This is a genomic window from Pseudomonas migulae (genome assembly GCF_024169315.1).
GTDB lineage: Bacteria > Pseudomonadota > Gammaproteobacteria > Pseudomonadales > Pseudomonadaceae > Aquipseudomonas > Aquipseudomonas migulae_B.
The window spans coordinates 2,244,166-2,264,616 of the sequence record NZ_JALJWR010000001.1 but is presented as its reverse complement, the minus strand read 5'-3'; the positions used below and the strand labels follow the sequence as shown (position 1 = coordinate 2,264,616).

At 61.4% G+C, this 20,451-nt stretch carries 18 protein-coding genes; 16 read left to right on the top strand and 2 right to left on the bottom strand.

Annotation, left to right across the window (positions count from 1 at the left end):
* The first annotated feature begins 130 nt into the window (after positions 1–130).
* Both J2Y86_RS10355 and J2Y86_RS10350 read left to right on the top strand, forming a co-directional pair.
* Positions 131–1,063: an ABC transporter ATP-binding protein gene (locus tag J2Y86_RS10355; RefSeq protein WP_214377866.1), complete on the top strand. Its 933-nt coding sequence runs from the start codon at positions 131–133 to the stop codon at positions 1,061–1,063.
* Entirely contained in the window at positions 1,060–1,839 is a 780-nt protein-coding gene (locus J2Y86_RS10350) for an ABC transporter permease (RefSeq protein WP_214377864.1), read from the top strand. The genes J2Y86_RS10355 and J2Y86_RS10350 overlap by 4 nt, the downstream gene beginning before the upstream one ends.
* A 755-nt stretch (positions 1,840–2,594) precedes the next feature.
* On the opposite strand, the gene J2Y86_RS10345 is transcribed toward J2Y86_RS10350, so the two are convergent.
* Complete coding sequence (locus tag J2Y86_RS10345) at positions 2,595–3,113, bottom strand: DUF2062 domain-containing protein (protein ID WP_253430541.1); 519 nt, start codon at positions 3,111–3,113, stop codon at positions 2,595–2,597.
* A gap of 136 nt (positions 3,114–3,249) precedes the next feature.
* Here J2Y86_RS10345 and J2Y86_RS10340 point away from each other — a divergent pair, with 136 nt between their 5' ends.
* From J2Y86_RS10340 to J2Y86_RS10285, 12 genes are all read left to right on the top strand, one after another.
* Positions 3,250–5,472: a DNA internalization-related competence protein ComEC/Rec2 gene (locus J2Y86_RS10340; protein WP_253430538.1), complete on the top strand. Its 2,223-nt coding sequence runs from the start codon at positions 3,250–3,252 to the stop codon at positions 5,470–5,472.
* A gap of 98 nt (positions 5,473–5,570) precedes the next feature.
* Positions 5,571–6,209, top strand: coding sequence for a MotA/TolQ/ExbB proton channel family protein (locus J2Y86_RS10335; protein ID WP_167362937.1), 639 nt, complete (start codon positions 5,571–5,573; stop codon positions 6,207–6,209).
* Entirely contained in the window at positions 6,206–6,637 is a 432-nt protein-coding gene (locus J2Y86_RS10330; RefSeq protein ID WP_253430535.1) for an ExbD/TolR family protein, read from the top strand. The genes J2Y86_RS10335 and J2Y86_RS10330 overlap by 4 nt, the downstream gene beginning before the upstream one ends.
* Positions 6,637–7,647: a tetraacyldisaccharide 4'-kinase gene (lpxK, locus tag J2Y86_RS10325; RefSeq protein WP_253430532.1), complete on the top strand. Its 1,011-nt coding sequence runs from the start codon at positions 6,637–6,639 to the stop codon at positions 7,645–7,647. Before J2Y86_RS10330 ends, lpxK begins: the two co-directional genes overlap by 1 nt.
* A gap of 24 nt (positions 7,648–7,671) precedes the next feature.
* Positions 7,672–7,857 carry a Trm112 family protein gene (locus J2Y86_RS10320; protein ID WP_007945752.1) on the top strand — a complete coding sequence of 62 codons (186 nt, stop codon included), beginning with the start codon at positions 7,672–7,674 and terminating at the stop codon, positions 7,855–7,857.
* Positions 7,854–8,618 (top strand): 3-deoxy-manno-octulosonate cytidylyltransferase, encoded by a 765-nt coding sequence (kdsB, locus tag J2Y86_RS10315; protein ID WP_253430529.1) that lies wholly within the window; start codon positions 7,854–7,856, stop codon positions 8,616–8,618. Before J2Y86_RS10320 ends, kdsB begins: the two co-directional genes overlap by 4 nt.
* Positions 8,618–9,082: a low molecular weight protein-tyrosine-phosphatase gene (locus tag J2Y86_RS10310; RefSeq protein WP_253430526.1), complete on the top strand. Its 465-nt coding sequence runs from the start codon at positions 8,618–8,620 to the stop codon at positions 9,080–9,082. Before kdsB ends, J2Y86_RS10310 begins: the two co-directional genes overlap by 1 nt.
* Positions 9,079–10,098, top strand: coding sequence for a UDP-N-acetylmuramate dehydrogenase (gene murB, locus J2Y86_RS10305; RefSeq protein ID WP_253430523.1), 1,020 nt, complete (start codon positions 9,079–9,081; stop codon positions 10,096–10,098). Before J2Y86_RS10310 ends, murB begins: the two co-directional genes overlap by 4 nt.
* 243 nt (positions 10,099–10,341) lie before the next feature.
* Entirely contained in the window at positions 10,342–10,812 is a 471-nt protein-coding gene (locus tag J2Y86_RS10300) for a (2Fe-2S)-binding protein (protein ID WP_084323824.1), read from the top strand.
* Complete coding sequence (locus J2Y86_RS10295) at positions 10,809–13,130, top strand: xanthine dehydrogenase family protein molybdopterin-binding subunit (protein WP_253430520.1); 2,322 nt, start codon at positions 10,809–10,811, stop codon at positions 13,128–13,130. Before J2Y86_RS10300 ends, J2Y86_RS10295 begins: the two co-directional genes overlap by 4 nt.
* Positions 13,130–14,113, top strand: coding sequence for an XdhC family protein (locus J2Y86_RS10290; RefSeq protein WP_253430517.1), 984 nt, complete (start codon positions 13,130–13,132; stop codon positions 14,111–14,113). The genes J2Y86_RS10295 and J2Y86_RS10290 overlap by 1 nt, the downstream gene beginning before the upstream one ends.
* Entirely contained in the window at positions 14,110–14,700 is a 591-nt protein-coding gene (locus J2Y86_RS10285; RefSeq protein ID WP_253430513.1) for a nucleotidyltransferase family protein, read from the top strand. Before J2Y86_RS10290 ends, J2Y86_RS10285 begins: the two co-directional genes overlap by 4 nt.
* A 186-nt stretch (positions 14,701–14,886) precedes the next feature.
* On the opposite strand, the gene rne is transcribed toward J2Y86_RS10285, so the two are convergent.
* On the bottom strand, positions 14,887–18,120 hold the full coding sequence (rne, locus tag J2Y86_RS10280; RefSeq protein ID WP_253430510.1) for a ribonuclease E: 3,234 nt from the start codon (positions 18,118–18,120) through the stop codon (positions 14,887–14,889).
* A 701-nt stretch (positions 18,121–18,821) separates the two neighbouring features.
* Here rne and rluC point away from each other — a divergent pair.
* Both rluC and J2Y86_RS10270 read left to right on the top strand, forming a co-directional pair.
* On the top strand, positions 18,822–19,784 hold the full coding sequence (rluC, locus tag J2Y86_RS10275) for a 23S rRNA pseudouridine(955/2504/2580) synthase RluC (RefSeq protein ID WP_253430507.1): 963 nt from the start codon (positions 18,822–18,824) through the stop codon (positions 19,782–19,784).
* Positions 19,771–20,433: an HAD-IA family hydrolase gene (locus J2Y86_RS10270; RefSeq protein WP_253430505.1), complete on the top strand. Its 663-nt coding sequence runs from the start codon at positions 19,771–19,773 to the stop codon at positions 20,431–20,433. Before rluC ends, J2Y86_RS10270 begins: the two co-directional genes overlap by 14 nt.
* The last annotated feature ends 18 nt before the right edge of the window (positions 20,434–20,451 follow it).

Here is a 20,451-nt window from a genome sequence, read left to right as displayed (position 1 = left end):
TCACTATCGACACACTTGACTGTACTTGTGTGGCGGCGACAAGCACCATTGCGCTCATGCGCCGCGGTTGCAGTGTTCGCCGCCCGCCCTTTTTGATCCCTTTCTTCCCTTCTTGGTGCGTAAATCCGATATGAGTTCCGCTCTGTCCATCCGGCAGCTAACCAAAACCTACGGCAACGGTTTCCAGGCCCTGAGTGGTATCGATCTGGACGTCGCCGAAGGTGACTTTTTCGCCTTGCTCGGCCCGAACGGCGCCGGCAAATCCACGACCATCGGCATTCTCTCGACCCTGGTGAACAAGACCAGCGGCACGGTGAATATCTTCGGCAACGACCTGGACAAGAATCCTGCGCAGCTCAAGCGCTCCATCGGCGTGGTGCCGCAGGAATTCAACTTCAACCAATTCGAAAAAACCTTCGACATCGTCGTGACCCAGGCGGGTTACTACGGCATCCCGCCGAAAATCGCCAAGGAGCGCGCCGAGCAGTACCTGACCCAGCTTGGGTTGTGGGACAAGCGCGATGTGCCCTCGCGTTCGCTGTCCGGCGGCATGAAGCGTCGACTGATGATCGCCCGCGCGCTGGTTCACGAACCGCGCCTGCTGATCCTCGACGAACCGACGGCAGGGGTGGATATCGAACTGCGTCGTTCGATGTGGACGTTCCTGACAGAGCTGAACCAGAAAGGCATCACCATCATCCTCACCACGCACTATCTGGAAGAGGCTGAGCAGTTGTGCCGCAATATCGGCATCATCGATCACGGCACCATCGTCGAGAACACCAGCATGAAACAGCTGCTCGGCCAGCTGCATGTGGAAACCTTCCTTCTCGACACGAAAAACACGCTGAGCGTTGCGCCGCAGTTGTTGGGTTACCCGACCCGATTGCTCGACGGGCATACCCTTGAGGTCCAGGTCGACAAATCCATGGGCATCACCGCGCTGTTCACCCAACTGGCGCAGCAGAACATCGAAGTGTTGAGCCTGCGTAACAAAACCAATCGCCTCGAGGAGTTGTTCGTGTCCCTGGTGGAGAAAAATCTGTCGAAGGTGGCGGTATGAGTTCCGAGCTGCAACCCAACCTCGTCGCCCTCAATACCATCGTTTACCGCGAGGTCAAACGCTTCACCCGGATCTGGCCGCAGACGCTGCTGCCACCGGCGATCACGATGGTTCTGTACTTCGTGATCTTCGGTAACCTGATCGGCCGGCAGATCGGTGACATGGGTGGTTTCACCTACATGGAATACATCGTGCCGGGGCTGATCATGATGTCGGTGATCACCAACTCCTATGGCAACGTGGTGTCGAGTTTCTTCGGCAGCAAGTTCCAGCGATCCATCGAGGAGTTGATGGTGTCGCCGGTGTCGCCGCACACGATCCTGATCGGCTACACCCTGGGCGGCGTGCTGCGCGGGTTGATGGTCGGGCTCATCGTGACGCTGTTGTCGCTGTTTTTCACTCAGTTGCAGGTGCATCACCTGGGCGTGACGATTCTTGTGGTGGTGCTGACGGCGACGATCTTCTCGTTGCTGGGCTTCATCAATGCGGTGTTTGCGCGCAACTTCGATGACATCTCGATCATCCCGACGTTTGTGCTGACGCCGCTGACTTATCTGGGTGGGGTGTTTTACTCGATCTCGTTGTTGCCGCCGTTCTGGCAGACGGTGTCGTTGGCGAACCCGGTGTTGCATATGGTCAATGCGTTCCGGTACGGGATTCTTGGGGTTTCGGATATCCGGATCAGTGTGGCGATTACGTTCATGCTGGTGGCGACGGTGGTGTTGTATGTCGGGTGTGCGCGGTTGTTGGTGAGTGGGCGGGGGATGCGTACTTAAGTGTACATATCTGTTGCTGCGGTAACGGCTGATTACGGTTTCGCCCTTACGGCGAGTCACTTGGAGAAGCGCCAAGTAACCAAGCGCTTTTGCCCCTTTCGTTCGGCCCTTCGCTTAGGCTCAGGGTTCCCTCGCTCCGGTCCTGCTCCGTGGGCCCGCCGCCATCGGCCATCCATGGCCGGGGGCGGCTACCGCCACAGCACCGCGAGGCGGCCTTTGGGCCGACCTGTCGTTTGAAGCGTTTCGCATTCCCCTGTGGGAGCTGGCTTGCCAGCGATGGACGCCCAGACACCGCGTTCATTCAGACAGCATGCGTTATCGTTGACGACCATCGCTGGCAAGCCAGCTCCCACAGGAATTGTGGCGGGCATGACATGGGTGTTCACCCCCGATGATCCTGACGAACTTCAGGCCGGCTCTCAGGCCGCCTCGCTTTGTTTTTGATCTTGATCTGCCCCGTCGGAAGGCCGAGCGCAGGTTCTGCGCAGTGGGCAACCCGGCATGGATGCCGGGTTAGCCGCCCCCGGCCATGGATGGCCGATGGCGGCGGGCCCACGGAGCAGGACCGGAGTGAGGGAATGGCGAGCCTTAGCGAGCCACCGTACGTCAGGGGCGCAGGCGCTTGGTTACTTGGCGCTTTTCCAAGTAACCCGCTGTAAAAGCGGAACCAATAGCCGCCGTTACCAAAGAAACGGATATGTACCCCGATCCAAGCACCATAAAAAAGGCCTCCCAACGCGGAGGCCTTTTAACATTCATTGCATCCGCTTTTTCTTCCGCCGAGCCCACTGCCGACCCACCCACCACCGCCAATACATCATCACCAGGCAATAGGCGAGCGCACCCAACACAAGCCCTACCACAACCGAACCCAGCAAAAACGGCTGCCAAAGCGTAGAGAGCTCGCCGCTGATCCATTCCCAGGTCAACTCATCCGGCAAATGACGAGCCGGCACATCCATCAGCCAAGCCCCAGTCTGATACGTACAAAAGAACACCGCAGGCATGGTGATCGGATTGGTCAACCACACCAGGCTGACAGCAATCGGCATGTTGCCCCGCACAACGATGGCGAGGATGGCCGCCACCAGCATCTGCAACGGAATCGGCAGGAACGCCGCGAACAAACCCACCGCCATGCCCCGCGCAACCGAGTGACGGTTGAGGTGCCAGAGGTTCGGGTCATGCAGCAGAGTGCCGAGAAAGCGTAAGGATTTGTGTTCCCTGATGCTGGTCGGGTCTGGCATGTAACGTTTGAATAAGCGCCGGGGCATAGGGCTTCTCGGTCGGTTAAGGCGGCAAGTATGTCTGGATTCTAAGAGCCGCCCATTCAGACTTTGTGACAATTAATAACGATGCACGTGCCGTGAGCCGGCTATGCCTAGGGAGGGGACTCTCAAGGACGGGCTTATGCGCACAGGGATGATGGCGCTGGCGCTGGGTCTGCTGGCCCTGCGTTTTTTGCCGGCATTACCACCGGTCTGGTTATGGCTGGTGTTGCCCGTAACGGGATTGATGGTGCTTCCGTTCCGGACGTATCCGTTGGCGTTTTTCCTGTTCGGCTTCAGTTGGGCGGGCGCGAATGCGCAGTGGGCGCTGGATGATCGACTGTCGGCGAAGCTCGATGGCGAAACCCGTTGGGTCGAAGGTCGGGTGACAGGATTGCCGCAGAATAATGAAGGCGTCGTGCGTTTCGAGTTGGCGGACGCCCGGTCGCGACAGACACAGGTGCCGTCACTGATGCGCCTGGCCTGGTACGACGGACCGCCGGTCAACAGTGGCGAACGCTGGCGGCTGGCGGTGAAATTGAAGCGTCCTGCGGGGCTGCTCAATCCCCATGCCTTCGATTACGACGCCTGGCTGCTGGCGCAACGCATCGGTGCAACCGGAACCGTCAAGGATGGCCAGCGTCTTGCCGAAGCCCGATGGGCCTGGCGCGACAGCATCCGCCAACGCTTGCAAACCGTGGACGCTCAGGGGCGAACCGGTGCATTGACGGCGCTGGTGCTGGGGGATGGCGCCGGGCTCAGTCGCGAGGACTGGCAGGTGTTGCAAGACACCGGCACCGTGCACCTGCTGGTGATTTCCGGGCAGCACGTCGGCCTGCTGGCCGGCGTGGTGTATCTGCTGATCGCCGGGCTGGCTCGCTACGGTTTGTGGCCAAATCGTCTGCCGTGGCTGCCATGGGCGTGCGGACTGGCATTCGCCGCGGCCCTCGGCTACGGACTGCTGGCAGGATTCGACGTGCCGGTGCAGCGAGCCTGCATGATGATCGGGCTGGTCCTGTTGTGGCGCCTGCGCTTTCGTCATCTCGGTGCCTGGTGGCCGTTGTTGCTGGCGCTCAACGCGGTGTTGTTGCTGGATCCGCTGGCGAGTCTGCAACCGGGTTTCTGGTTGTCCTTCGCGGCGGTGGCGGTGTTGATCTTCACCTTCGGCGGTCGCCTCGGCCCTTGGCGATGGTGGCAAACCTGGACCCGCGCCCAATGGCTGATCGCAATCGGCCTGGGACCGTTACTGCTGGTGCTGGGATTGCCGATCAGTCTCAGCGGGCCGGTCGCGAATCTGCTTGCCGTGCCCTGGATCAGTTTGCTGGTATTGCCGCCGGCCTTGCTGGGCACCCTGTTGTTGCCGCTGCCTTATGTGGGCGAGGGGCTGCTGTGGCTGGCGGGCGGGCTGATCGACTGGCTGTTCAAGGGCCTTGGGTTGATGGCCGGTCAATTGCCTGCGTGGGTGCCCGTGGCGATTCCATGGTGGACATGGGTGCTGGGCACCCTCGGCGCGTTTTTGCTGTTGATGCCGCGCGGCGTACCGCTGCGCCCGTTGGGTTGGCCGTTGTTACTGTTGCTGGTTTTTCCACCTCGGCCACTGTTGCCACAGGGTATCGCCGAAGTCTGGCAACTGGATGTTGGCCAGGGGTTGGCGATCCTGGTGCGGACCCGCCATTACACACTGTTGTATGACACGGGCCCGCGCTTCGGCGACTTCGACCTCGGCGAGCGAGTGGTGCTGCCCACGTTGCGCAAACTGGGCGTGGGCGGACTCGACCTGATGTTGCTCAGCCACGCCGACGCCGATCACGCTGGCGGTGCGCGTGCGGTTGCCCAGGGCTTGCCGGTGACGCGAGTGCTCAGCGGCGACCCCGGGGCATTGCCCGTCGAATTACGCGCCGAGGCCTGCGAGAGTGGCCGGCAATGGACATGGGACGGCGTGAGGTTTCAGCTCTGGCAATGGCCTTCCGCCTCGGACAGTAATCAAAAATCCTGTGTCCTGCAGATAGAGGCCAATGGCGAGCGCTTGCTGCTGACGGGTGATATCGACAGCGCCGCCGAACGAGCCCTGCTCGACGGTCCGCTGGCCGTGCCCACTGACTGGTTGCAGGCGCCGCACCACGGCAGCCGCAGTTCGTCGTCGATGGCGCTGCTCGCCGCGTTGCAGCCCAACGCGGTGCTGATCTCGCGCGGCAACGGCAACTCCTTCGGTCATCCGCACCCCACGGTCATGGCCCGCTACATGAAACGCGGCATGGCGATCCATGACAGCGCCGAGCAGGGCGCCATTCGTCTGCACCTCGGACGCTTCGAGCCGGCGTGGACAATGCGTCAGGAACGGCGTTTCTGGCGCTCCCCGCCATAACCGAGCGTTATTAAAGCCCGACCGGATGCGACATCACGGTCTTCGGTGAGTCGACCCCCTATGTTAGAGTGGCGCACTTTTTCGAGGGGACTGTCACTGTGTGGGAATTGGTCAAATCCGGCGGCTGGATGATGCTGCCGATCATTCTGAGTTCCATCGCGGCCATGGCGATCGTCGCCGAGCGTCTCTGGACCCTGCGTGCCAGCCGTGTGACCCCGGAGCATCTGCTCGGACAGGTCTGGGTGTGGATCAAAGACAAGCAGCTCAATAAAGAAAAGCTCAAGGAACTGCGTGCCAACTCGCCGTTGGGCGAGATTCTGGCGGCGGGCCTGGCCAACTCCAAACATGGTCGGGAGATCATGAAAGAGTGCATCGAAGAGGCCGCTGCACGCGTGATTCACGAGCTCGAGCGCTACATCAACGCCCTCGGCACCATCGCTGCGATGGCACCGTTGCTGGGGCTGTTGGGCACGGTGCTGGGCATGATCGATATTTTCAGCGCGTTCATGGGCACGGGCATGGGCACCAACGCCGCCGTGCTGGCGGGTGGTATTTCCAAGGCCTTGATCACCACGGCCGCCGGCCTGATGGTCGGTATCCCGGCGGTATTCTTCCACCGTTTCCTGCAGCGCCGGATCGATGAACTGGTCGTCGGCATGGAGCAGGAAGCGATCAAGCTGGTCGAGGTGGTGCAGGGGGATCGTGACGTGGACCTGGCTGAGGGCAAAAAAGCGTGAAATTCCGCCGAAAGCCGCGGGAAACGGTAGACATCAACCTCGCGTCGCTGATCGACGTGGTGTTTATCCTGCTGCTGTTTTTCGTTGTCACCACCACCTTCACCCGTGAAACCCAGTTGCGCGTCGATCTGCCGGAAGCGGTCAGCGGTTCGCCTGCCGAAGACCAGCAGGTCAAGCACCTGGACGTCGCCATCAGTGCCGAAGGCGTGTTCTCCGTGAACAATCAGCTCTTGCCGAAGAATGACCTGACCACGCTCATGGAGGCGTTGCAGAAAGAATCCAACGGTGACACCAACCTGCCGTTGTCCATCAGTGCCGATGGCAAGACCCAGCATCAGTCGGTAATCACCGCCATGGACGCCGCCGGCAAACTCGGTTTCAGTCACTTGCGCATGACCACAGTCGAGGCGGCGCCGCCCGCGCCCTGATGGCCATGTCCGATCGCTTGCTCGCCGCCTGGTACGGCGGTCATCCGGCCCTGAAGTTGTTGCAGCCACTGGAGTGGTTGTATCGGCGCGTGGTCACGAACAAGCGCAAACGCTTTCTGGCGGGTGAGGGCGAGATTTATCAGCCACCGGTGCCGTTGATCGTCGTCGGCAACATCACCGTGGGCGGTACGGGCAAGACGCCGCTGATTCTGTGGATGATCCAGCATTGTCAGCGCAGTGGCTTGCGGGTCGGCGTGGTCAGCCGCGGCTATGGCGCCAAACCGCCACAGTTGCCGTGGCGTGTCGAGGCCGAGCAAAGCGCCGAAGTGGCGGGCGATGAACCGCTGTTGATCGTCCAGCGCACCGGCGTTCCGTTGATGATCGACCCGGACCGCAGCAGTGCCGTCAAAGCGCTGCTGGCGAGTGAGCCGCTGGACCTGATTCTGTCCGATGACGGCATGCAGCATTACCGGCTGGCGCGGGACCTTGAACTGGTCTTGATCGACGCCGCCCGTGGCCTGGGCAACAAACGTTGCCTGCCCGCCGGACCCTTGCGCGAGCCGGTCGAACGTCTGCAAAGCGTTGACGCGGTGCTGTACAACGGCGCCACTGAAGATCGCGACAACGGTTTTGCCTTTCAGCTGCAACCCACCGAACTGGTCAATCTGCACAGCGGCGAACGGCGTCCCCTCGATCACTTCCCCGCAGGCCAGGCGCTGCACGCCGTGGCCGGGATCGGCAATCCGCAGCGTTTCTTCACGACCCTCGAAACGCTACACTGGCGGCCAGTCCCGCATGCATTTGCCGATCACGCCGAGTACAGCATGCAGGCCTTGAATTTCACTCCGTCATTGCCGTTGGTGATGACCGAAAAGGACGCGGTGAAGTGCCGTGCCTTCGCCGCCGCCGATTGGTGGTACCTGGCAGTCGATGCTGCGCCGTCGCCGGCCTTCGTGGCCTGGTTCGATACGCAGCTGATGCGCCTGTTGCCGGCTCGTCTTTTGCCTTAAACCGTTTTTATCCAGGGAATGCTCATGGACACCAAATTGCTCGACATCCTCGCTTGCCCGGTCTGCAAGGGCCCGCTCAAGCTCAGCGCCGACAAAACCGAGCTGATCAGCAAGGGCGCCGGCCTGGCGTACCCGATTCGCGACGGCATCCCGGTGATGCTCGAAACCGAAGCCCGCACCCTGACCACTGACGAGCGTCTGGATAAATGACCACAGCCTTTACCGTTGTCATTCCATCGCGTTACGCCTCCACCCGCCTGCCGGGAAAACCGCTGCTGCTGATCGCCGGCAAACCGATGATCCAGCACGTCTGGGAACAGGCGAGCAAAAGCAGCGCCGAGCGCGTGGTGGTCGCCACCGACGATGCGCGCATTGTCGAGGCGTGCAACGGGTTTGGCGCTGAAGTGGTGCTGACCCGCGAAGATCACAACTCCGGCACGGACCGCCTGGCCGAAGTCGCCGCAAAACTCGGCCTGGCGCCTGACGCCATCGTGGTCAACGTTCAGGGTGACGAACCGCTGATCCCTCCGAGCGTGATCGATCAGGTTGCCGCCAATCTGGCCGCCCACACCGAAGCGCGCATGGCCACATTGGCCGAGCCGATCGAAGACGTTGAAACCCTGTTCAACCCGAACGTGGTCAAGGTCGTCAGCGACCTCAATGGCCTCGCGCTGACATTCAGTCGCGCGACGTTGCCGTGGGCCCGGGACGCGTTCGCGAAAAGCCGCGATGCGCTGCCGGAAGGCGTGCCGTATCGCCGTCACATCGGCATCTATGCCTACCGCGCCGGTTTCCTGCATGACTTCGTCAGCTGGGGACCGTGCTGGCTGGAAAACACCGAGTCCCTGGAACAACTGCGTGCCTTGTGGCACGGCGTGCGAATTCACGTCGCCGACGCGTTGATCGCGCCGCCCACCGGCGTCGACACCGTCGAAGACCTTGAGCGCGTTCGTCGCCTGCTGGAGGCCTGATGCGGGTTTTGTTCGTGTGCCTGGGCAACATCTGCCGTTCTCCGACGGCCGAAGGCGTGCTTCGACACAAACTGCGTGAAGCGGGGCTGGCCGATCAAATCGAAGTCGCCTCCGCCGGCACCGGTGACTGGCACGTTGGCAGGGCGCCGGACCAGCGCAGCCAGGCAGCGGCCAAACTGCGCGGTTACGACCTGTCCATGCAGCGTGCCCAGCAAGTGACCCGCGCCGATTTCGCCACGTACGACCTGATCCTGGCGATGGACCACAGCAACCTGCGCAACCTCAAGTCGATGCAACCGGCCAAAGGCAAGGCCGAGCTGGATCTGTTCCTGCGTCGCTACCAGTCGGATGTCGATGAAGTGCCGGATCCTTACCACGACGGTGACCAAGGGTTCGAGTACGTGCTGGACCTGATCGAGCGCGCGACGGACTTGCTGGTGATCGAATTGAAGGGCCGGTTATGAGTTTGCAGGTTCAACCCGGAGTTTCGCTCAAACCGTTCAATACCTTTGGCGTGGACGTCCAGGCGCGTTTGTTTGCCGAAGCCCACAGCGATGCCGACGTGCGCGAGGCTCTGGCCTATGCGGCGGAGCATGACGTGCCGCTGCTGGTGATCGGCGGTGGCAGTAATCTTCTGCTGACGGCCGATATCCAGTCGCTGGTGCTGCGCATGGCGACACGCGGGATTCGTATCCTGAGCGACGACGGCAGCAAGGTCGTGATCGAAGCCGAGGCCGGCGAGCCTTGGCATCCGTTCGTGCAACACACGCTGGCGCAGGGGCTGTCGGGGCTGGAAAACCTCAGTCTGATCCCCGGTACCGTCGGCGCGGCACCGATGCAGAACATCGGCGCCTACGGTGTGGAGATCAAGGACGTGTTTGCCGGCCTGACCGCTCTGGATCGCCAGACCGGCGAATTGCGCGATTTCACGCTGGCCGAGTGCAACTTCGCTTACCGCGACAGCCTGTTCAAACAGGAACCGGGACGTTGGTTGATCCTGCGGGTTCGTTTCGCCCTGGACCGTGCCGCTCCTTTGCATCTGGAGTACGGCCCGGTGCGTCAGCGCCTGACCGAGCAGGGTATCGATCACCCGACCGCCACCGACGTCAGCCAGGCGATTTGCAGCATCCGCAACGAAAAGCTTCCGGACCCGGCAGTGCTCGGCAACGCCGGCAGCTTCTTCAAGAATCCCTTGGTGTCGGCTGAATTGGTCACCCGGCTCAAAGGCGAATACCCGGATCTGGTGGCCTACGCGCAACCCGACGGGCAGATGAAACTGGCCGCAGGCTGGCTGATCGAGCGGGCAGGGTGGAAAGGTTTCCGCGAAGCCGACGCTGGCGTGCATAAATTGCAGGCGCTGGTGCTGGTCAACTACGGGGCCGCGACTGGCCTACAGTTGTTGAGCCTGGCGCAACGCATTCAAAAAGACATTGCCGAACGTTTCCACGTCGAACTGGAAATGGAGCCCAATCGGTATTGAGGCTACGCTTTCAAGACTGATCTCAAAGCCCTGCACAGCTTCAACTGTGCAGGGCTTTTTTGTTAATGCTGGGTTAACTTAGCCACCTGACGATCAAGCGTTTGTTCCACCAAAGGCCCGATGCAGACGTCCCCGTCCGCATAAGAGAGCCTCATTAGCCTGAGTCGATCTGTGATGCCAACCGCTTGTTCCCAAGCGGCAGATTGCTCGACCCCATAACCCTATAAATATGCGGGCGTGCCCATGATTACCCTGAAGCTCAATGGTCAAGACCATCAACTCGATGTCACCGAGGACATGCCGCTGCTCTGGGCCATCCGCGACGTGGCCGGTTACAACGGCACCAAGTTCGGCTGCGGCATGGGCCTGTGCGGCGCCTGCACCATTCATATCGAAGGCGCCCCGGCGCGCAGTTGCATCACGCCGATCGGCTCGGTGATCGGCCAGAACGTCACCACCATCGACAACCTGCACGCCGACCCGGTCGGGCAAATCGTCCAGCAAGCCTGGCTCGACACCGCCGTCGCCCAATGCGGTTACTGCCAGGGCGGGCAGATCATGTCCGCCACGGCACTGCTCAAGACCAACCCGAACCCGAGCGACGAACAGATCGAAGAGGCGATGGTCGGCAATATTTGCCGTTGCGGCACTTACAACCGCATCAAGACCGCCATCCGCCAGGCATCCACCCACCTGAAGGAGGCCAAGGCATGAGCCAGTTACCGAATGATTTCGCCCTGAGCAACTTCAGTCGCCGTGGTTTCCTCAAAGGCGTCGGTGCCACCGGTGCGCTGGTCATCGCCGCGAGTTGGGGCTGGCAGGACGCTTTTGCTGCCGAGAAAGAAAAGAAATTCGGCGCCGACGGCATGCCCAACGGCTGGATCGATGATCCGAAGGTGTACGTCAGCATCGCCGCTGATGGCACGGTGACGGTAGTCTGCAACCGTTCGGAAATGGGCCAGGGCGTGCGCACCAGTTTGACCATGGTGGTGGCCGATGAACTGGACGCCGACTGGGCTCTGGTGAAAGTGCAACAGGCGCCGGGCGACGAAGTGCGGTTCGGCAATCAGGACACCGACGGTTCGCGCAGCATGCGTCACTGGTACGAACCGATGCGCCGTTGCGGTGCTGCTGCGCGGACCATGCTCGAACAAGCCGCCGCCGAGCAGTGGAAAGTCCCGGTCGGCGAATGCCATGCGCAATTGCACAAAGTCATCCATAAACCGAGTGGGCGTGAGCTGGGCTACGGCGCGCTGGCCGTCGCTGCCAGTGCGTTGGCGGTACCGGCGCGCGACAGTGTGCGGCTCAAGGAGCCTTCGGAGTTCCGCTACATCGGCAAGGAAGGCACCAAAGCCATCGACGGTGCAGACATCGTCAACGGTCGCGCCATCTACGGTGCCGACGTGCATTTCGACGGCATGCTGTACGCCACCATCGCGCGTCCGGCGGTCTATGGCGGCAAGGTCAAATCCGTGGATGACAGCGCCGCGCTGAAAGTCCCGGGGGTGATCAAAGTCATCCGGATCGAAGGCCGTCCGCTGCCCTCGGAATTCCAGCCGCTGGGTGGCGTGGCCGTGGTCGCCAGCAACACTTGGGCGGCAATCAAGGGCCGAGACGCGCTGAAAATCGAATGGGATGACGGGCCTAACGCCAGTTACGACTCGATCGCCTACCGCAAGGAAATTGAAGCCGCGTCGCTCAAACCCGGCAAAGTCGTGCGCAATACCGGCAACATCGACGAGGCCATGAGTAGCGCCAACAGCACTGTCGAAGCCTCCTACTATCTGCCGCATCTGACGCAGGCGCCGATGGAGCCAATGGTCGCCATCGCACGCTACAAGGACGGCGTATGCGAAGCCTGGGCACCGAGCCAGGCGCCGCAAGTCACCCGCGAACGGATCGGCGAGCGCCTGGGCATTCCGTTCGATAACGTCACCTTTAATGTCACCTTGCTCGGTGGCGGTTTCGGTCGCAAGTCCAAGCCGGACTTCATTATCGAAGCGGCGATCCTTGCCAAGGAATTCCCCGGCAAGGCGGTTCGGGTGCAGTGGACCCGTGAAGACGACATCCATTGCTCCTATTTCCACACCGTGTCGGCCGAGTATCTGAAAGCCAGCCTGAACAAGGATGGCCTGCCGTCCGGCTGGCTGCACCGCACTGTGGCGCCGAGTATCACCGCGCTGTTTGCACCGGGCATGAACCACGAGGCGGCCTTCGAGTTGGGCATGGGTTTCACCAACATGGCTTACGCGATTCCCAACGTGCGCCTGGAAAACCCGGAAGCGGCGATCCATACGCGGGTTGGCTGGTATCGCTCGGTGTCGAACATTCCCCACGGGTTTGCGATTCAGAGCTTTGTCGATGAGCTGGCGCACAAGGCCGGTGAGGATCCGCTCAAGTATCAGATCAAGTTGCTGGGGCCGGATCGTCAGATCGATCCGCGCACCTTGAGTGAAGAGTGGAACTACGGTGAGTCGCCCGAGCGCTATCCGATCGACACCGGGCGGATGCGCACGGTGCTGGAAACCGCTGCCAAAGCGGCGGGTTGGGGGCGTGAGTTGCCGAAGGGTCGGGGCCTGGGGCTGGCGGTGCATTACAGCTTCGTCACCTATGTGGCGGCGGTGATCGAAGTCGAAGTCAAGGACGACGGCACATTGATCGTGCACAAGGCCGATATTGCGGTGGATTGCGGTCCGCAGATCAACCCGGAGCGGATTCGCTCGCAGTTCGAAGGTGCCTGTGTGATGGGCCTGGGCAATGCGGTGCTGGGGGAAATCAGTTTCAAGGACGGCAAGGTCCAGCAGGACAACTTCCATATGTACGAAGTGGCGCGCATGTCCCTGGCGCCGAAGGAAGTCGCCGTGCATCTGGTGACTCCTCCGGGCAACGTACCGCTGGGCGGTGTCGGTGAACCGGGCGTGCCGCCGATCGCGCCAGCGCTGTGCAATGCGATCTTTGCCGCGACTGGCAAACGTATCCGCGATCTGCCGGTTCGCTTTCAGTTGCAGGGTTGGCAGAAGGCTGAGGCTTGATGGACAGCGTCGATCTGAACGTCCTGCGCAGCGTGCTGGAATGGCGCCGCGCCGGTCAGCGAGTGGTGTTGTACAGCGTGGTCCAGACCTGGGGCACCGCGCCCCGGGCACCTGGCGCCATGTTGGCCTTGCGCGAAGACGGGGTGGTGATTGGCTCGGTGTCCGGTGGTTGTGTCGAGGATGACCTGATTGCCCGGCTGCACGATGGCCGGATTCCGGCTGACGGGCCGCCGGTGCAACTCATCACCTACGGCGTTACCCGCGAGGAGGCCGCACGCTTCGGTTTGCCGTGCGGTGGCACCTTGCGCCTGACCGAGGAACGCGTCGGTGACCCGGAATGGGTCGCTGAATTGCTGGCGCGTTGCGAAGGCCATGAAATCGTTGCTCGCTCGCTGGATCTTGCAACCGGTGACGTGGTGTTGCAGCCGGCGAACAAGAGCGATGTGCTGAGTTTCGACGGTCACACGTTACGGGCGATCTACGGTCCGCGCTGGCGATTGTTGCTGATTGGTGCGGGGCAACTGTCCCGGTATGTCGCCGAGATGGCGCGGTTGCTGGATTTCGAAGTGCTGATCTGCGACCCGCGCACCGAATTCGCCTACGGCTGGGAAGAACAGCACGGTCGCTTTGTCTCCGGCATGCCGGACGAAGCGGTGCTGAACATTCAAACCGACGAACGCACGGCCATCGTTGCGCTGACCCACGATCCGCGCCTGGATGACATGGCGCTGCTCACGGCCCTCGACTCCCGGGCCTTTTATGTCGGCGCGCTGGGCTCACGGGTCAACAGCCTGAAGCGCCGGGATAACCTGGCTCAGCTAGGCTTGTCACAAGAGGCCATCGAACGCTTGCACGGTCCGATCGGTCTGCACATCGGCAGCCATTCCCCGGCGGAAATCGCCTTGTCGCTGCTGGCCGAAATTGTGGCGATCAAGAACGGTGTCGAGCTGAAACAGAAGAAGCCGTTGCGGGAGGAAGTATGAGTGAGCCAATCGGCGCTATCGTGTTGGCGGCGGGGCAGGGCAACCGGTTTCGGCAAGTGGCGGGAGCCGACAAGGATAAGTTGCTGGCGGACTGTGCGGGACGCGATGGCGCCGTTCGTTCGGTGATCGAGCAGGTGCTGGTGAGTGTGCCGGCCAGCCTTGAAAAACGCGTTCTGGTGACGACCGAAGATCGCCCGCAAGTGATTCGCATGGCCCAGGCTTATGGATTTGAGATTGTGCTGATCGAATCGACCGGCATGGGTGACAGCATCGCGGCTGGGGTGGCGGTGTGCCCGCAGCTCGGTGGGTGGTTGATTGTGTTGGGGGATATGCCGTTTATTTTGCCGTCGAGTATTGAGCGGGTGGTAGCGGGGGTTGCTGATGACTCTGTCAGTGTGCCGGTACATCAAGGGAAGTATGGGCACCCAGTGGGTTTCGGGCGTTCGTTTGGACCGGGATTGATGGCGTTGTCCGGAGATCACGGGGCCAAGCCATTGTTTGCGTCGGCGAGGATGGTCGAGGTCGCGGTGGACGATCCCGGGGTGTTGTGGGATGTGGATGTGCCCGCTGCGTTGGTCTTCAAGTAGGCGTGGCGCAGCTCAAATGTGGGAGCGGGCTTGCTCGCGAATCCGGTTCAACATTCAAACATTGATGCACGCTGATCCACCGCATTCGCGAGCAAGCCCGCTCCCACATTCGTTCTTGGTGATATTCAAGACATAAAAAAAGCCCCGCCTGGATCACCAGACGGGGCATTTTAATGGCCGATGGAATCAGACGAGGGGTTTAGGCTCGTGTTCTTTTTCCAGGGCTTGTTCGTGTTGCTCTACCGCTTCCTGAACGGAGCGCGGTGCTTCGTCGATCACGGAGTCAGCTGGCTCGGCAGTGACTTCAGCAGCCGGGGCAGGAGCTGCCTCGACGACTTCAGCCACAACAGGTGCCACTTCGACAGCGACCGGAGCAGCAGCGGCAGCTAGTTCGGCTTCCTTCTGCAGACGCTCTTCTTCACGCTTGCGACGACGCACTTCACGCGGGTCGTTCGGCGCGCGGCCACTTGGCGTCAGGGCGCTGACGGGAGCGGCTTCGACGGCTGGTACAGCCACTTCAGCGACAACCGGCGCAGGCGCTTCGACCACCGGAGCAGGTTCGGCAGCAGCCACTACTGGCTCGGAGACCTTGGCTTCAGCTTCTGGTGCTGGCGCTTCGGCAACAGCTGTCTCGGCAACCCAGTTGAACGCGGTTTGCTCTTCGCGAACTTCACGAACCGTTTCGGTCACGGTTTCAGCAACGGTTTCAACAACCGGCTCTGCAACCACGGCAGGCGCTTCAGCAATGAACGCCGGTTCAGCGGCAGCTTCAACCTGAGGCTGTGCTTCCTGAGCCGGTGCCACTTCGATTTCCGGAGCGGAAGTTACTTCTACAGGCGTAGTCGCTTCAACGACCGGCGCTTCTACTGGAGCAGTTTCCAGTGTGGCGGCAGTGGCGCGTTCGGCTTGCTCGTTGGCTTGTGCTTCGGCCGGAGCGCTGATCACGCTGCTGGCAACGGCTGCGGTAACGGCAAGACCGGCGGCCAGATCGGCAGCGCTTGGCGCTTCGCGGCTTTCGCCCGCTTCGTTGCCTTCCGCGGATTCCGATTCTTCCGAACCTTCGATCACGTTGCCGTTGGCATCGCGTTGACGCTCGCGACGGTTGCTGCGACGACGCTGGCCACGGGAGCGGCGGCGTGGACGATCGCCTTCGGCGCCTTCCTGACCGTCTTCCTGCAGTTGCTCTTCGTTGCCGGTCAGTTCTTCTTCGGCTACAGCGGCAGCGGCTTGCTCGGCACGTGGTTGACGCTCTTCACGCGGTGGGCGTGGAGCACGTTCTTCGCGTGGCTGGCGGGCTGGACGCTCTTCAGCGGTAGCTGCAGCTGCAGCGACCGGAGCCGTGGCATCCAGAGGTTCACGCAGTTCACGAACCCGCTCTTCACGCTCGCCACGTGGCTTGCGATCTTCGCGAGGCGCGCGCGGTGCACGTTCTTCACGCGGGGCGCGCGGTGCGCGTTCTTCGCGTGGAGCGCGTTCTTCACGAGCGACTGCCGGGGTTTCTTCGCGGGCTTCGCGGGCTTCGCGTGGCTCACGTGGTGCGCGTTCTTCACGCGGTGCACGTTCCTCGCGAGGCTTGCGCTCTTCATCGCGGCGACCGTTACGGTTGCGGCTCTGCTGGCGACCGTTGCGGCGCTCTTCGTTGCGGGCCGGACGCTCGGTGGTCGCCGGTTTTTCAACCGCAACCGGAGCAGCAGGCTCTTCCTTGGTTGCAAACAGACCAACCAGCGACTTCACCAGGCCTTTGAACAAGCTTGGCTCTGGCACGACGGCCGGTGCAGCAACAGGAGCAGCAACGACTTCGGTCGGAACCGGAGCGTTGGCGCGGGCCGGAGCAGTCTTGACCGCGGCTTCCTGGCGAACCAGGGTGCGGGTCGCAGCGGCTGGCTGGACTTCTTCGACTTCGGCAGCGGCAGCAGCGATTTCGTAGCTGGACTGGCCAACCGCGGCTTCCGGGCTGTCATCGCGCAGACGCTGAACTTCGAAGTGCGGCGTCTCGAGGTGATCGTTCGGCAGAATGACGATGCGGGCACGGGTGCGCAGTTCGATCTTGGTGATCGAGTTGCGTTTTTCGTTGAGCAGGAAGGCTGCGACCGGAATCGGCACTTGGGCGCGGACTTCGGCGGTGCGGTCTTTCAGGGCTTCTTCTTCGATCAGGCGCAGGATCGCCAGCGACAGCGATTCAACGTCACGGATGATGCCGGTGCCGTTGCAACGCGGGCAAACGATGCCGCTGCTTTCGCCGAGCGATGGACGCAGGCGCTGACGGGACATTTCCAGCAGGCCGAAGCGCGAGATGCGACCGACTTGCACGCGAGCGCGGTCGGCTTCCAGGCATTCGCGGACTTTTTCTTCCACGGCGCGCTGGTTCTTGGCAGGGGTCATGTCGATGAAGTCGATGACGATTAGGCCGCCGATGTCGCGCAGGCGCAACTGACGGGCGATTTCTTCGGCGGCTTCAAGGTTGGTCTGCAGGGCGGTTTCTTCGATGTCGCTGCCTTTGGTGGCGCGCGCCGAGTTGATGTCGATGGACACCAGGGCTTCGGTCGGATCGATAACGATGGAGCCGCCGGAAGGCAGTTCAACGACGCGCTGGAAAGCGGTCTCGATCTGGCTTTCGATCTGGAAACGGTTGAACAGCGGAACGCTGTCTTCGTACAGCTTGATCTTGCTGGCGTACTGCGGCATCACCTGGCGGATGAAGGTCAGGGCTTCGTCCTGGGCTTCAACGCTGTCGATCAGCACTTCGCCGATGTCCTGGCGCAGGTAATCGCGGATGGCGCGGATGATCACGTTGCTTTCCTGGTAGATCAGGAATGGCGCGGAACGATCCAGCGAGGCTTCTTTGATGGCGGTCCAGAGTTGCAGCAGGTAATCGAGGTCCCACTGCATTTCTTCGCTGCTGCGGCCGAGGCCGGCAGTGCGCACGATCAGACCCATGTCGGCCGGGGCAACCAGGCCGTTCAGGGCTTCACGCAGTTCGTTGCGCTCTTCACCTTCGATGCGACGGGAGATACCGCCGGCACGCGGGTTGTTCGGCATCAGAACGAGATAACGACCGGCCAGGCTGATGAAGGTGGTCAGGGCGGCGCCCTTGTTGCCACGTTCTTCTTTTTCGACCTGAACGATGACTTCCTGGCCTTCGCTCAGGACGTCCTTGATGTTGACGCGGCCTTCAGGAGCCTTCTTGAAGTATTCGCGGGAGATTTCTTTGAGGGGCAGGAAGCCGTGGCGCTCGGAGCCGAAATCGACAAAGGCAGCCTCAAGGCTTGGTTCGATGCGAGTAATCCGGCCTTTATAGATGTTGGCCTTCTTCTGCTCGCGTGCACCGGATTCGATGTCCAGGTCGTAGAGGCGTTGGCCATCTACCAGTGCAACACGCAACTCTTCGGGTTGAGTTGCGTTAATCAGCATTCTTTTCATGTAGTACCGTCGGTTTCCGGGCTGCCGGAAACGGCGTTCGGCACACACGACTTCTCATGGTCGGTGTCAGGTGCGTCGGGAGTGGTTGGCCATTCCCGTGTCCAGCGAAGTCCGGCCAATGTGGGCCTTCGTCGCGACGTACGCGTCCTGCTTGCTGTGGCTACTTAAGCACTCAGTCAGGAGGAGGAATCAACCAGCGGCTGTGGACGAGATGAAGCGTCTTGATAAAGCCTATTGCTACACAGTCCAGCGGTTGTGCATCTCCACCCTACACGTATCCCTGATAATTCGGGTGCTGCCGCGCGCAGAATCCGCAGCGGGTTGGCATTTACCGTGAGCTCCGAAAGGGGAGGTCACGCATCATGGCTAATTTAGGCGTTGTTTCCGAAGCGTTCGCTCGGGGTCATTCGCAGCTGACTGCACTTTGTGAACTGGCCGTGAATATTGGCTCGTAAAGCGAGTGAAAACTCTGCTTTGCGGCGTGATTCAGGCCTTATGTCACCTGCGCTCGTTACACCTGCAAACTCCACCGTTACGTAGCGAAAGCCCCGTAGGACGGCCTCGCGTCCTGGTGAATTGCATTGGTCAGGGCCGGTTTTTGACCGTTGGTCCGCTGCCCAGGCCGCTTTTGGCGGCGTTCGCGACTATAGCAGTAATGATTAAGTGCTTCAATTCCATAAAAAATTGATATCATCCGCGCCATGACGACTACTGCCCCTTCGACCCCAGCCGTACAACTGCTGGAGGTCTCGCCGGAATATGCCGGCCAACGAATTGATAACTTCCTTCTCGCTCGGCTCAAAGGCGTGCCCAAGACCTTGATTTACCGCATTTTGCGTAAAGGCGAAGTGCGAGTGAACAAAGGCCGGATCAAGCCCGAATACAAGCTGCAGGCGGGCGATATCGTGCGCGTGCCGCCGGTTCGCGTGCCTGAACGCGACGAACCTGTGCCGCTGGCCCAGGGCCTGCTGCAGCGACTCGAAGCCTCGATTATCTATGAAGACAAAGCGTTGATGGTGATCAACAAGCCTTGCGGTATCGCGGTTCACGGCGGCAGCGGCCTGACTTACGGCGTGATCGAAGCCTTTCGTCAGTTGCGCCCCGATGCCAAGGAGCTTGAGCTGGTTCACCGTCTCGACCGTGACACGTCCGGCCTGCTGATGATCGCCAAGAAACGCAGCATGCTGCGTCACTTGCACACGGCCTTGCGCGGTGATGGCGTGGACAAACGCTACATGGCGCTGGTCCGCGGTAACTGGGCGGCCTCGATCAAGCAAGTCCGAGCATCGCTGGGCAAGAGCAATCTGCGTTCCGGCGAGCGGATGGTCGAAGTCGACGAGGAGGAGGGCAAGGAGTCTGTGACCGTGTTCAAGGTCCTGCGCCGATTCGGCGACTTTGCCACCCTGATCGAAGCCAAGCCGATTACCGGCCGGACTCACCAGATCCGCGTCCACACCCTGCACGCCGGGCATTGCATCGCTGGCGACACCAAGTACGGCGACGAAGGTTTCAGCAAGGAAATCCGTGACCTGGGCGGCAAGCGCCTGTTCCTGCATGCCTACATGCTGACCGTGCCGCTGCCCGATGGTGGCGAGCTGAAGTTGCAGGCACCTGTCGACGAGATGTGGGCCAAGACCGTGGAGCGATTGAGTGCGCCCATCTGATTACAAACTGCTGATTTTCGATTGGGACGGCACGCTCGCCGACTCCATTGGTCGGATTGTCGAGGCGATGCACGTCGCGTCCGAACGATCCGGTTTCCCGTTGCGCGATGATTTTGCCGTCAAGGGCATCATCGGGCTGGGCCTTCCGGAAGCCATTCGCACGTTGTATCCGGAAATCGGCGACAACGAACTGGTGGCTTTCCGTCAGCACTATGCCGATCACTACATCGCTTCGGAAGCCGTTCCTTCGCCGCTGTTTGAAGGGGTGGTCGAGTCGATGGAGGCGTTTCGCGCCGAGGGTTATCACCTGGCGGTTGCGACCGGCAAGGCGCGTCGCGGGCTGGATCGTGTGCTGCAGGCGCATGGTTGGGAGGATTATTTCGACATCACCCGCGCGGCCGACGAAACCGCCAGCAAGCCCCATCCGCTGATGCTCGAGCAGATCCTCACCCATTGCGAGGTTCGCCCGGAGCAAGCGTTGATGGTCGGTGATTCATCCTTCGACCTGCAGATGGCGCGCAATGCCGGCATGGATTCGGTGGCGGTCAGCTACGGCGCGCAATCGATCGAGGCGCTGAAGCTGTTCGAGCCGGCACTGGCCATCGATCGTTTTTCAGAATTGCATGCCTGGCTGAGTCAGCGGGCCTAATAGATTTTTGCTGGGGTA